Source organism: Methylobacterium sp. J-048 (genome assembly GCF_022829515.1).
Classification (GTDB): Bacteria; Pseudomonadota; Alphaproteobacteria; order Rhizobiales; family Beijerinckiaceae; genus Methylobacterium.
This window is the reverse complement of the sequence record NZ_JAKSYL010000298.1, coordinates 1-12,950: the sequence shown is the minus strand read 5'-3', so window position 1 is coordinate 12,950 and position 12,950 is coordinate 1. Positions and strand designations below refer to the sequence as shown.

Below are 12,950 nucleotides of genomic sequence, written 5' to 3'. Positions count from 1 at the left end.
CTACTCCCCCGGGGGTCTGTGGCGCCGCCCGTTGCGCAGGATGTAGAAGACCGCGCCCGCCAGCATCAGCGCCATCCCGTACCATGTCAGCGCGTAGACGAGGTGGCTGTTCGGGAAGGCGATCACCGTGAGCCCGCCCACCGGCAGGCCGCCGGGATTGGGCATCGCATCGGCATCGACGAAGTAGGGGGCGATGTCGGTCAGGCCGTGGGCGGCCGCGATGGCGGCCACGTCGCGGGAGTACCAGCGCCCGTCCTTCGGGTCATTGGCCCGCAGGAAGGCGCCGCCGGGCTCGGTGAGCCGCAGGAGGCCGGTCACCCGCGTCTCGCCCGCCACCTGCCGGGTCGCGGGGTCGCGGTTCGCCCCCGGCACGAAGCCGCGATTGACCAGCACGAGGCTGCCGTCGGGCCGGCGCAGCGGCGTCAGCACCCAGAAGCCGCCGCCCCGCTCGGTGACAGCCTGGACCAGGGTTTCCCGGTCGTGGAGGAAGGTTCCGGCCAGCCAGACATGCCGGTAGGCGTCGTCGGGGCCGATCCGCGGCCATTCGGCCGGGCCGGGGGCCGGCGCAGCGGGCGCGTGGACCCGGGCCTCGACCCGGGCGATCAGGTCGAGCTTCCAGGCCCGGCGCTGGACCTGCCAGGTCCCGAGCCCGATCAGGACGACGAACACGAAGCCCACGGCGACGCCGAACACGACGCGCCGCAGCAACGAGAGCGGGGCCGGGGAGGGGGCCGAGCCCGGCTCAGCCCCCCCTCCCGACCCCGTGGACCTCATCTCAGGACGCGCGCTCAGCGGGCGTTGTTCATGACGTCGTGGGCATCCATCGGCATCATGTTGTGGTTGAGGTGGTACATCACCCACACCGAGCCGGCGAGCATGATCACCACCACCATGATGGTGAAGATCAGCGCCAGGAAGGTCCAGCCGCCCTCCGACTTGGTGTTCATGTGCAGGAAGTAGATGATGTGCACGACCATCTGCACGCCGCCCAGCGCCAGGATCACCAGGCTGGTGACGAGGCTGTTGTCGAGCACGTTGCCCATCACCAGCCAGAACGGGATCACCGTCAGGATCACCGACAGGACGAAGCCGGTGATGTAGCTGCCGAAGGAGCCGTGCCCGCCCTCGCTGTGGGCGTGCGCGTCGTGGGTGTCCTGGCCGTGACCGGTCAGGTGGTGCGCGTCGGCGCTCATTCGAGCACTCCCATCAGGTAGACGACGGTGAACACCCCGATCCAGATCAGATCGAGGAAGTGCCAGAACATCGACAGGCACATCAGCCGGCGCTTGTTCTCGACGATCAGACCGTGCTTGCGCAGCTGCACCAGCAGCACGACCAGCCAGAGGATGCCGACCGAGACGTGCAGGCCGTGCGTCGCCACCAGGGTGTAGAACGACGACAGGAAGGCGCTGCGCCAGGGCGGGGCGCCCTCATGGAACAGGTGGACGAATTCCCGGATCTCCAGGGACACGAAGGCCACGCCGAACAGGCCGGTGATCGCAAGCCAGATCTGGGTCTGCTTGATCCGATTCCGGTCCATCTCCAGCATGGCGAAGCCGTAGGTGATGGACGAGAACAGCAGCATCGCGGTGTTCACCGCGATGCCCGGCAGGTCGAACAGGTCCTTCGGAGTCGGCCCGGCCGCGTAGCTGCGGCCGAGCACGCCGTAGGTCGCGAACAGGGTCGCGAAGATGAGGCAATCGCTCATCAGGTAGAGCCAGAACCCGAGCATCGTCGAGCCCTCGGAATGATGGCCCTCCTCGTCGGTCTGGTAGAAGACCGGCGCCGCGGCGCCGGGGGGTGCAGTCTCCCCGTGCATCATCGAATCAGGCCATTTCCAGTTCACGCGACCGCTGACCTTCCGTCCGACTGACCGTGTCGGCAGGAATGTAGAAGTCGCGGTTGTAGTTGAAGGTGTGGAGGATCGCGACGACGAGGATCGCCACGAAGCAGAGCGCCGCCAGCCACCAGACGTACCAGACCATGGCCAGGCCGAAGGTGAAGTTCAGACCCGCCAGGATGGCGCCGCTGGCGGTGTTCTTGGGCATGTGGATCGGCTTGTAGCCGGTCATCGGCCGGGCGAAGCCGCGGTTCTTCATGTCCCACCACGCATCGGAATCGTGCACCACCGGGGTGAAGGCGAAGTTGTAGTCCGGCGGCGGCGAGGAGGTGGACCATTCCAGGGTCCGGCCGCCCCACGGGTCGCCGGTCAGGTCGCGCAGCTTCTCGCGGTTGCGGATCGAGACCACGAACATGATGATCTGCGAGGCGATACCGCAGGCGATCAGGACCGCGCCACCGGCCGCGATGACGAACCAGATCTGCAGCGACGGATCGTCGAAATGCTGCATGCGCCGGGTCACGCCCATCAGGCCGAGCACGTAGAGCGGCATGAAGGCGATGTAGAACCCGCTCACCCAGAACACGAGGGCCATCTTGCCCCAGAACTCGTCGAGCTTGAACCCGAAGGCCTTGGGGAACCAGAAGGTCACGCCGGCGAACATGCCGAACAGCACGCCGCCGATGATCACGTTGTGGAAGTGCGCGATCAGGAACAGCGAGTTGTGGAGCACGAAGTCGGCCGGGGGCACCGCCAGCAGGACGCCGGTCATGCCGCCGATCACGAAGGTGACGATGAACGCCACCACCCAGAGCATCGGCACCTCGAACCGGATCCGGCCGCGGTACATCGTGAACATCCAGTTGAAGATCTTCGCGCCCGTCGGGATCGAGATGATCATCGTCGTGATCCCGAAGAACGAGTTCACGTCGGCGCCCGAGCCCATGGTGAAGAAGTGGTGCAACCACACCAGGTAGGCGAGGATGGTAATCACCACCAGCGCGTAGACCATCGAGGTGTAGCCGAACAACCGCTTGCCGCAGAAGGTCGAGGTGATCTCCGAGAACACGCCGAAAGCCGGCAGGATCAGGATGTAGACCTCCGGGTGGCCCCAGATCCAGATCAGGTTGAAGTACAGCATGGCGTTGCCGCCGAGGTCGTTCGTGAAGAAGTGCGTGCCGACGTAGCGGTCGAGCGACAGCAGCACGAGAACGGCCGTGAGGATCGGGAAGGCGGCCACGATCAGGATGTTGGTGCACAGCGACGACCAGACGAAGATCGGCAGCTTCATCATGGTCATGCCGGGCGCGCGCATCTTCACGATGGTCGCGATCAGGTTGATGCCCGAGAGCAAAGTCCCGATGCCGGCGATCTGCAGCGCCCAGATGTAGTAGTCGACGCCGACGCCGGGGCTCATGGCGGCGCCCGAGAGCGGCGGGTAGGCGAGCCAGGTGGCGCGCGAGAACTCGCCGACGAACAGCGAGACCATCACCAGGATGCCGCCGGCCACCGTCATCCAGAAGCTGAAGTTGTTCAGGAACGGGAAGGCCACGTCGCGGGCGCCGATCTGAAGCGGCACCGCGAAGTTCATGAGCCCCGTGACGAACGGCATCGCCACGAAGAAGATCATGATCATGCCGTGGGCGGTGAAGATCTGGTCATAATGGTGCGGCGGCAGGAAGCCCTGCTCCGAACCGAACGCCACCGCCTGCTGCGAGCGCATCAGCAACGCGTCGGCGAAGCCGCGCAGCAGCATGATCAGCGCGAAGATACAGTACATGATACCGATCTTCTTGTGGTCGATGGACGTGACCCAGTCACGCCACAGCGGCCCCCAGAAGCTGAAATAGGTGATGACGCCGAGCACAGCGAGGCCGACCACGGCCACGCCGGCGAACGTCGCCTGCAGGATCGGCTCGTGATACGGGATCTGCTCGATCGTAAATCGGCCGAGGATCAACTGTTGTAGGTCCAGGTTTGCGAACATGGGATCGGCCCGTTCAATGGGTTCGACGGCGACCGCCGGTTTTGGGTGTGGGGCTCGCGTTCACGCGAGCGTTCTTACTGGTTGAGCTGCTTGGGCGCGATCTGCCCGCCCTCTTTCTGGCCCTGGCTGTCGGGCGCCTTGACCTCCGGCGCCTTCTCCTGGCCCGGCAGCGCGGCCTCGCCCTGACCGCGCGAGTCCGGGTTGCCCATGTCGGGCCGGGGCTTCATGCCCTGCGGCTGCGTCTGCCCGTGCGGGCCGGTCCCGGAGGCCGGCCCGGTCGCGCCCGGGGCCTCGTTGCCGCGATCGGCCATGCGGTTGTCGTACTGCAGCCGGTCGTAGTTGGCCTGGGCCTCCGCCCCCGAGGCGCCGCCCCGTGCGTCGATCTTCACCATTTCGCCGACGCACATCTGCTCCGGACGGGGGCACATGCCGATGATCCGGTCGAACAGGCCCTTAGCGTAGGACTTGTAGAAGCGGGCCGGCTCGGACTCGCTCGGCTTCTCCAGATCGAGATAGGCCTCCTGGGTCAGCGCGCCGCCCTGCGCCTTGGTCTTGGCGACCCACTGGTCGAAGGCCTCGTTGGTCACGCCGTTGAACTTGAAGAACATGTTCGAGAAGCCGGCGCCGCTGTAATGCGCCGAGCGGCCCTCGTAGGATCCCTCGCGGTTGATCACGGCGTGGAGCTGGGTCTGCATGCCCGGCATCGCGTAGACCATCCCGGCCAGGGTCGGGACGTAGAACGTGTTCATCACGTCGGTTGCGGTGATCTTGAACTGGATCGGCCGGTCCACCGGGGCGGCGAGCTCGTTCACCGTGGCGATCCCGTATTGCGGGTAGAGGAACAGCCACTTCCAATCCATGGCCACCGCCTCGACCTGGAGCGGTTCGACGCCAGCCGGAATGTCGCGCTTCGCGTCGATCTTGCTGAGCGGCCGGAACGGATCCAGGGTGTGGGTGCCGATCCAGGTGAGCGCGCCGAGCGCGATGATGATCATCAGCGGCGCGGTCCAGATCAGCACCTCGAGCTGGGTCGAGTGGTGCCACTCGGGATCGTAGACCGCATCCGCGTTGGAGGCGCGGTAGCGCCAGGCGAAGAACAGGGTGAAGAAGATCACCGGGATGATGATCAGGAGCATCAGCCCGGTGGCGGCGAGCACGAGGTTGCGCTGCTGCTCGGCGACGTAGCCGGCCGGGCTCATGACCACGAGGTTGCAACCGCCCAGCAGCGCCAGGACCGGCGGCAGGGCGAGGAGCGGCACGAGGCGCCGCGCAAGGCCGCCCCGATTTCTGGCGGGCGCGATCCTGTCCGGGAGAGGGGTCGAAGCGGTCACAGCACTCGTCTCTTTATCCCAAGCCGCATGCGCGGCGTCCCTGCCGCGCCGCGTGACGCGGCGTTCCCGGCAGATTCTGGAAGAAGGCCGCGCGGCCCGAGCCGCGCGGCTGCCGGCTACATCTGGCGCATTTCCGAGCGGTCGAAGAACAGCGCCGCGAGGGTGCAGGCTGCGCCGGACAGGAGGTAGACCCCGACCATGGCCAGGCCGTAGCGCTGCGACAGGAACAGCGCCACCAGCGGGGCGAAGCCGGCGCCGACCAGCCAGGCGAAGTCGGAGGTCAGCGCGGCGCCGGTGTAGCGGTAGCGGTTACCGAGCCGGGCGGTGACCGCGCCGGCGGTCTGGCCGTAGGCGAGGCCGAGCAGCATGAAGCCGATCGTGACGTAGATCGTCTGGCCGATCGCGCTCTCGCCGAACAGGAGCGGCGCGATGATGCTGCCGACCGCGAAGAAGCCGATCAGCGAGGCGCTCATGATCAGGCAGTTGCGGCGGCCGATCTGGTCGGCGATCAGCCCGGAGGCCGCGATCGCGCCGGCGCAGACGATCGCCCCGGAGAACTGCACGATCAGGAACTCGCCCGGCGAGCGATGGGTGTTGTTGAGCGCCAGCCAGGCGATCGGGAAGATCGTCACGAGGTGGAACAGCGCGAAGCCGGCCAGCGGCACGAAGGCGCCGCGGATCACGTCGCCCGCATGGTGGCGGAACAGGTCCAGGGCCGGAACCGGCCGCAGCCGGTCCAGATCCATCATCCGGGCGAACTCCTCGGTGGCGACCAGGCGCAGCCGGGCGAACAGGGCGACGACGTTGATGGTGAAGGCGCAGTAGAACGGGAACCGCCAGCCCCAATCGATGAAGTCGGCCTCGTCGATGTTGACCAGGAAGAACGCGAACAGGGCGCTGGCGACCATGAAGCCCAGGGGCGCGCCGAGCTGCGGGATCATCGCGTACCAGCCGCGGCGCTCCCGGGGCGCATTCATGGCCAACAACGAGGCGAGCCCGTCCCAGGCGCCGCCGAGCGCCAGCCCCTGCAGCACCCGCAGCACCGCCAGGATGTAGACCGACGAGATCCCGATGCTGTCGTAGCGCGGCAGAAAGCTCACCGCCGCGGTCGCAGCACCGAGCAGGAACAGCGCGATGGTGAGCTTGACGCTGCGGCCGTGCCGACGGTCGATCGCCATGAAGATCACCGAGCCGATCGGCCGGGCGATGAAGGCGAGGGCAAAGATCGAGAAGGCGTACAGCGTGCCGGTCAGCGGATCGACGAACGGAAAGAACACCTTCGGGAACACCAGCACGCAGGCGATGCCGAAGACGAAGAAATCGAAGTATTCGGATGCGCGGCCGATGACCACGCCGATGGCGATCTCATTCGGGTGGACCTTGTGGTCTCCCATCGCCTGCTGAGCATCGTGCTCCAGGGTCGTGGCCGAGGCCATTGGGGTGTTCGCACTCATTGTCGACTGCCGCCCTCGCCGCGCGCTCGTTCAGGCGCCATGGCCGGAACCGCCTCATGCGGCAAGTGCAGAGGTATCGCAACCGGCTTCCGACGCAAGTTCACCCACTGACGCATGCATGGCACCCCGAGGAGGGCGGCACGCCGGAAGGGATCAAATCCGGCCCGGCGGGGCCGGGCCGGTGCGCCGTCCTAGACCCGGTAATGCGCCGAATTCCGTGACAGGTTGATGTTGTAGTAGGGGTCGGCCCGCAGCTCGGGCCCCCAGCGATCGAGCATGGTCAGGACTTCGCCCTCGAAGCGCTTGCGCTTCTCCGGCGTGTCCTCGGCCCCGCGGCTCTTCGACTCGTGGTGAATCAATTTGGCGAACGGCGTCCAGACGATGCGGTAGCCGGCCCGGCGGATCTTCAGGCACAGATCGACGTCGTTGAAGGCGACCTTCAGGGCCTCGGCATCGAAGCCGCCGACCGCATCGAACACCTCGGCGCGCATCGCGAGGCAGGCGCCCGTGACCGCCGAGACCTCGTGGGCGATGACCATGCGGCAGAAATAGCCGGGATCCGCGTCCGGCACGCCGAGATGGCTGTGCCCGGCGACGCCCCCGATCCCCAGCACGATGCCGCCGTGCTGGATCGTCCGGTCCGGGTAGAGGAGCTTGGCCCCGACGGCGCCGATCTCCGGCCGCACTGCGTGGCGGACCAGTTCCCCGAGCCAGCCGGGCTCCAGCACCTCGACGTCGTTGTTGAGGAACAGGAGCACCGGGCCGGTGGCGGCGGCCGCGCCGCGATTCGACAGGTCCGAGAAGTTGAAGGCCCCGGGCACCGGCACGACGCGCACCCGCGCGTCGTCACGATACCGGGCGAACAGGGCCGCCGTCTCGGGCTCCCGGCTGTCGTTGTCGACGATCACGACTTCGACATCGGGGTAGTCGGTGCTGGCGAGCAGCCCGTCGAGGGTGACCGACAGGATCTCGGCGCGGTCCCGGGTCGGGATGATCACGGAGACCCTGGGGGGCGGCAGCGGCAGCGGACGGATCAGCCGGTTGAATCCGCCGGGCCCGCGCTCGGCCCGGCCGCCCCAGGGCGCCACGACCTCGTCGAGGGCGCGCAGGCGCGCCGCCTCGGCCCGGGCGAGCGCCCGGTCGGAGAACGTCCCGGACCCCTGCGCGGCGCGCCAATGGTAGAGCACCCGCGGGATGTGGCGGATGCGGGACGGGTCGAGGCCGTCGGTGAGACGCAGCAGCAGGTCGTGGTCCTGGCTGCCCTCGAAGCCGGGGCGCAGGCCGCCGATCGCCCGCAGGCTGTCGGTGCGCACCACGGTCAGGTGGTTGATGTAGTTCTGCGCGTAGAGAAGCTCGCGGTCGAAGCCCGCCTTGAAATGCGGGTCGAACCGGCGGCCGCGTGCGTCGATCTTGTCCTCGTCGCTGTAGATCAGCACCAGGTCCGGATCGAGGCGGAGCGCCCGGGCGACCTCGTAGAGGGCGTCCTCGGTGAGCTCGTCGTCATGGTCCATGAAGGCGCAGACGGTGCCGCAGGCGAGGCCCAGGGCGTCGTTGGTCGCCCGGGCGATGTGGCCGTTCTCGGATCGGGCGAGCACGCGGATGCGCGGGTCGGCCTCGGCGGCGCGCTGCAGGATCCGGGGGATCGCCGGGCGGGTCGAGGCGTCGTCGACGACGCACAGCTCCCAGTGCGGATAGAGCTGCGCGCGCAGGGAGGCGAGGGCGGCCTGAAGCACCTTCGGATCGGGATCGTGCACCGGCATCAGGACCGAGATCAGCGGCGGATCGGCCCAGGCGGCGATCTCGGCGGCGATCCCGGCGCGCTCCCCCCGGCGGTAGCCGTAGGCGCGGATCCAGGCCTCGTACCCGGTCACCCGGCGGTGGGCGAGCGCCCGGCCCAGAAGGCCGCGCGCCCGCACCTTCTTGCCCAGGATCCGCCAGACCAGCGCCTGCAGGGTCAGCGCCGGCTCGCGCAGCAATGCGCGCGGGACCAGGACCGGCCGGTCGAGGCGGCGCACCGTGACCCGGCGCAGCCGGGCCGGGACCCGCCCGGCGGGATCGGCCACGCGCAGCGCGACGACGCCCTCGGGGAGGCGGCCGATCCACGTGAAGGCCCCGCCGCCCGCCGCTTCCTGGGGCAGCAGCGGCCCGGGACGCCCCTCCGGTCCGGCGAACGCCATGGCCGGGACCGTGTCGAGGCCCTCCATCGGGTCGTTGGACAGGGTGATCTCGAGCCAGCGGCCGGCGAGCCCCGGGAGGTCGATGCGCAACCCGTCCGCCGCCGCCCGAACCGGCAGGGGGCGCCGCCTGCGCCCGGTCCCGGTCAGGTGCGCCGGCGGAAGGCGCGTTTCGGGCGCCCCCGTCTCCGTCGACCGCACCATCAGCTCCAGCTCTTGTCGATCGAATCCTTTACGGCATCCGACATGGCGACGTCGAACACGAGCATCTCCTCCACCGCCTTGACCGTGCGCAGGCGCTCGGCCAGCGCCTGGGTCTCAGCCGGCACCGGGGGCGGCGCTGGCACCGGGGCGTGGATGCCCAGCTGGTCGAACAGGGTCGACGCGAAGGCGTGGTACCGGGTCTTGTGGCCGACGATGCCGACCCGGGCCAGGATCTCGATCGCAGCGATCGAATTGCCCGGATGCAGGCGGTCCTCCGGCATGCGGGTGCCGAGCTGGCGGGTCAGCGGGTTGTAGAGCAGCCGGTAGGCCGGCTCCGGCAGCATGCGGAAGTAGCGCTTCAGGCTCTTCACGTCGGTGAAGTCGTAGTCCTCCGAGAAGGAGGCGGCCTCGGCGAGCGGCCCGAGGCGCCAGCCGCGGGTGGGGTCGAGGGCATCGCCGGCCCGGGCCTTCAGCCAGAGCATGCGGGTCGCCATCTCGGTGTAGGGGTCCTGCACCAGGATCGCGGTGATCATCAGGTCCGGCGTCATGAAGTTCTCATAGCGCGGGATCGTCACGGCCCCCGACAGGAAAGCCGAGGGGGCGGCCGGGCCGGTCAGGACGCAGGTCAGAATCTCGTCCGGCAGCTTGTGGATGCCGAAATAGCAATGCTGGAAATGCGGGAACAAAGCCGCCTGGAGCGCGGTCTCGGGCTCGATCCCGGTGTTGATCAGCATGGTCCGCAGCCGCACCAGCCCGTCCGGGGGCGTGCGGCGATAGACCAGGACGTTGGTGTCGGCGTCGTAGAGTTCGAGGCGCGGGATCTCCGGCAACCCCGGCACCTCCGCCGATGTCACCACGAAGGTGCATTGCCCGGTGGCATGCCAGCCGTTGCGCTTGAATGCCTCGTCGGTGACGCTGGCCGCGACCTCGGCCACGCGCTGGCCGCCGACGGAGACCGTCACCCGGCTGATGGCGAGGGGGTTGTCCGGCACGATCCAGCCGCGGATCGAGTCGCCGTGATCGTGATCGATGAAGTAGCGCATGTCCCGAAGCTTGAGGCGGCGGAATGCCCGAACCGCCTCGGCGGCCCGGCCGGATGCCGGTCGGCAGGCCCATAGCGCATTTTCTTCCCCGCGTGCACCATCGCGGCTTTCCCCGGCCACCGACCGCGACCGCCAACCTTCCGCTTGCGCCCCCGCCGAGCACCGGCTATAGGCCCGGCCCACCGGTGCTCGCACGGCACCGGCCCGGGCGCGTCGCTCAGCGGGAGAGCGCTACCTTGACATGGTAGCGGTCCTCCCAATAAGTCGCAGACCCGGTTGAACGATTTCGGCGGCTTCAGGTTCGATGAATCTAAGCAGTCCGGAACGGAGACGTAGCACAGCGGTAGTGCATTCCCTTGACATGGGAAAGGTCACAGGTTCGATCCCTGTCGTCTCCACCATTCTCAATGACTTAGCCGGCCCGTTGCGGGCCGACGGCGCCTCTCAGAGCCGCATTACCCCCCCGAAGATCACGACCTGATCCAGATCGAGCAGCGCTGCGAGGTCGCGACGGCGAAGGGTTGCCCAAGATCCACGATCCGATCGTTGAGGCCGTCGAGGCGCTTCGTGCGAGCAGCCATATCGTCGAACCGGATGCCGATTTAAGCACCGGCAGGTCGACGGCAAATGGATCACGACAAGACAACGCCGTAGCACCACCCAGGCGGCACACATGCGTCGAGCGCCCCGGGCATCGCCGCGGAGCGTGTTTTCGTCTTCGCTCTATCCGAAAAGGTGGGCCCCGGGGCCGAAGCCCCGGGTTCTGTTTCTACGGCTGCCCTGCCGCAAGATGCTTACGCCGCGAGGCGGGCATCCATGACAACGTTATCGTTGGCATTTAGAGTTTTGGTCAGGTGCCCGGAACAGGGGTTGCCTGCGCCGAACCGGTCGAGTCCTTACCGAAAGTCGCATCTTATCCTGCCGAAACAGGGTAGAACTCGCGGTCCCTTTACCGTCCAGTCGAACCTAACTTCGCCCCCAGCAAAAGCACCCTCGCGGCAAGCAACCCATCCACGGCTGCCTGCACTGCCCCCGCGCGATATCCGGGGCAGGATGTTTCTGGTGGAGGCGCCGGGTACCGCCCCCGGGTCCTGAAACGTTATTACGAACCGGTCATCAACCTCACGCACAGTCTACCGCGTACGGGGCGGAAGGTCCACAGGCCTGTGCGGGTTCACGGCCCCACAATCTCAAGCCTCTCCGGAACAGAGGATGCCCCTCATCCTCCGCTCGCCATCCTCACGTCGAACGGCTCCTGAATCGCTCCCCGCCGCAGCGCCCGCACTGAACGGCGTCGGCGCTCGCCCGCCTCCGCCAGGGCCGGATCGGGCCGATCTCCGGGAGGAACGGGCACGGTCGCCGCCCGCGGCTCGCACCGGCTGGGTTTGGGCGCTATGGGCTTACGCCGCCACCGGTTGCTGCGGCCGCCCGAGGCCGTCCGCCAGTCTGGTCAGGAAAAGCCGAACATGCCGAACACGTTGGGCCTCAACCGCACCCTCGGGAGCGCCATCGGGATCATCGCGCTGGTGTCGGTCCTCAGCAGCGGGGCGGTCGTGCTCACCCGCGGCCAGCTGCAGGACGCGAACGAGGCGCTCGACCGCGCGAACCGGATGATCCGCGGCCTCGACGCGTTCCGCAACGCCATGCTCAACCAGGAGACGGGCCTGCGCGGATACCTGCTCACCGGCCGGGACGGCAGCCTCGAACCCTACCGGCAGGGACGGCCGGCCCTGGACGCGGCGATCGACAACCTCAGGGGCCTGATCGGCACCGATGCCACGTCGTCACGCCTGCTGGCCGATGCCGTGACGGCGGCGCGCAGCTGGCAGACCGATATCGGCCAGGCGGCCATCCAGGGGGCGGCCGATCCGGCGACCCGGCCCGGGGCGGTGCGGATTGAGGCCGACGGCACGGGCAAGCAGCTGTTCGACACCCTGCGCGACCGGCTCGGCGCCATCGAGGGCCTGGAGGAGGCCAATCGGGCGGCGCTGAACCAGCGGGTGGCCCGGGCCGAGCGCAACGAGAGCCTCGCCCTGTGGGGCGGCACCCTGCTCACGCTGCTGATCTGCGCCGGGATCGGGATCGCGATCAATCGCCTGATCGTCCGGCCCCTCGGGGCGGTGATGGGGTTCGTCGAGCGCGTGGGCTCGGGCGACCTCTCCGGCCGTCTGCGCTCGGGCGGGCGCGACGAGATCGCCCGGCTGGGGCGCACCCTCGACGCCATGGTCGACGGCCTGTCCGACCTCGCCCGGACCAACCGCGCCGCGACATCGGATCTGAACGCCGCCGCCGCCGAGATCCGCGCCTCCGCCCAGCAGCAGGCGGCCTCCGTCGAGCAGCAATTCGCCGCCGTCCAGGAGACCGCCGCCACGGTCGACGAGATCACCCATTCCGGCGCCCAGATCGGCAAGCGCGCCACCGAGGTGATCGCTACCGCCCAGGCCACCGCCCAGACCTCCCGCCAGGGCCTGCGCGCGGTCTCCGACACCGCCAAGGCCATGGACGCGATCCGCGAGCAGGCCGAGGCGGTGGCCGGCAACATCGTCAGCCTGTCGGAGAAGACCCAGACGATCGGCGACATCATCGAGACGGTCAACGACATCTCGGAGCGCACGCACCTGCTCGCGCTCAACGCCGCCATCGAGGCGGCGGCGGCCGGCGAGAGCGGGCGCAGCTTCGCGGTGGTGGCCTCCGAGATGAAGCTGCTCGCCGACCAGGCCAAGGCGGCCACCGGCCAGGTCCGGGGGATTTTGGGCGAGATCCAGCGGGGCATCAACCGCGGCCCGCGCCAAGCCCGTGGTGGTGCTCCGCGCCGGCCGGCACCGGCCCGACACCCGGGCCGCCGTGACCCATACCGGCGCGCTCGCCCGCCCCGACGCGGTCTATGCCGCGGCCTTCCGGCGGGCCGGCCTGCTCG

Annotated in this window: 9 protein-coding genes, 1 tRNA gene, 1 other RNA gene and 1 pseudogene; 3 read left to right on the top strand and 9 right to left on the bottom strand. The window is 68.6% G+C overall.

What is annotated here, in order from left to right:
- The 8 genes from MKL09_RS31070 to MKL09_RS31035 form a co-directional block, all read right to left on the bottom strand.
- Window positions 1-774 carry an SURF1 family protein gene (locus MKL09_RS31070; RefSeq protein WP_244025802.1) on the bottom strand — a complete coding sequence of 258 codons (774 nt, stop codon included), beginning with the start codon at window positions 772-774 and terminating at the stop codon, window positions 1-3.
- A 14-nt stretch (window positions 775-788) separates the two neighbouring features.
- Window positions 789-1,193, bottom strand: coding sequence for a cytochrome o ubiquinol oxidase subunit IV (cyoD, locus tag MKL09_RS31065; RefSeq protein ID WP_244025801.1), 405 nt, complete (start codon window positions 1,191-1,193; stop codon window positions 789-791).
- Window positions 1,190-1,822 carry a cytochrome o ubiquinol oxidase subunit III gene (gene cyoC, locus MKL09_RS31060; protein WP_243944826.1) on the bottom strand — a complete coding sequence of 211 codons (633 nt, stop codon included), beginning with the start codon at window positions 1,820-1,822 and terminating at the stop codon, window positions 1,190-1,192. Before cyoC ends, cyoD begins: the two co-directional genes overlap by 4 nt.
- A gap of 4 nt (window positions 1,823-1,826) precedes the next feature.
- Window positions 1,827-3,827 carry a cytochrome o ubiquinol oxidase subunit I gene (gene cyoB, locus MKL09_RS31055; protein ID WP_244025800.1) on the bottom strand — a complete coding sequence of 667 codons (2,001 nt, stop codon included), beginning with the start codon at window positions 3,825-3,827 and terminating at the stop codon, window positions 1,827-1,829.
- A gap of 74 nt (window positions 3,828-3,901) precedes the next feature.
- Window positions 3,902-5,158, bottom strand: a complete 1,257-nt coding sequence (gene cyoA / locus MKL09_RS31050; RefSeq protein ID WP_244025799.1) for a ubiquinol oxidase subunit II — start codon at window positions 5,156-5,158, stop codon at window positions 3,902-3,904.
- A 116-nt stretch (window positions 5,159-5,274) separates the two neighbouring features.
- Entirely contained in the window at window positions 5,275-6,612 is a 1,338-nt protein-coding gene (locus tag MKL09_RS31045) for an MFS transporter (RefSeq protein ID WP_244025798.1), read from the bottom strand.
- 191 nt (window positions 6,613-6,803) lie between these two features.
- Window positions 6,804-8,990 carry a glycosyltransferase family 2 protein gene (locus tag MKL09_RS31040; RefSeq protein WP_244025797.1) on the bottom strand — a complete coding sequence of 729 codons (2,187 nt, stop codon included), beginning with the start codon at window positions 8,988-8,990 and terminating at the stop codon, window positions 6,804-6,806.
- On the bottom strand, window positions 8,990-10,033 hold the full coding sequence (locus MKL09_RS31035) for a hypothetical protein (RefSeq protein WP_244025796.1): 1,044 nt from the start codon (window positions 10,031-10,033) through the stop codon (window positions 8,990-8,992). Before MKL09_RS31035 ends, MKL09_RS31040 begins: the two co-directional genes overlap by 1 nt.
- Window positions 10,034-10,359: 326 nt before the next feature.
- On the opposite strand from MKL09_RS31035, the gene MKL09_RS31030 reads away from it, so the two are divergent.
- Window positions 10,360-10,434, top strand: a tRNA-Val gene (locus MKL09_RS31030).
- Between the two features lie 360 nt (window positions 10,435-10,794).
- Here MKL09_RS31030 and ssrA read toward each other — a convergent pair.
- Window positions 10,795-11,175: a transfer-messenger RNA gene (ssrA, locus tag MKL09_RS31025) on the bottom strand.
- A 324-nt stretch (window positions 11,176-11,499) separates the two neighbouring features.
- Between ssrA and MKL09_RS31020 the strand changes: the two are divergent.
- A pseudogene (locus MKL09_RS31020) lies at window positions 11,500-12,810 on the top strand (methyl-accepting chemotaxis protein); the annotation flags it as partial.
- Between the two features lie 19 nt (window positions 12,811-12,829).
- On the top strand, window positions 12,830-12,950 hold a 121-nt coding region (locus MKL09_RS31015), incomplete at its 3' end, for a hypothetical protein (RefSeq protein ID WP_313901221.1).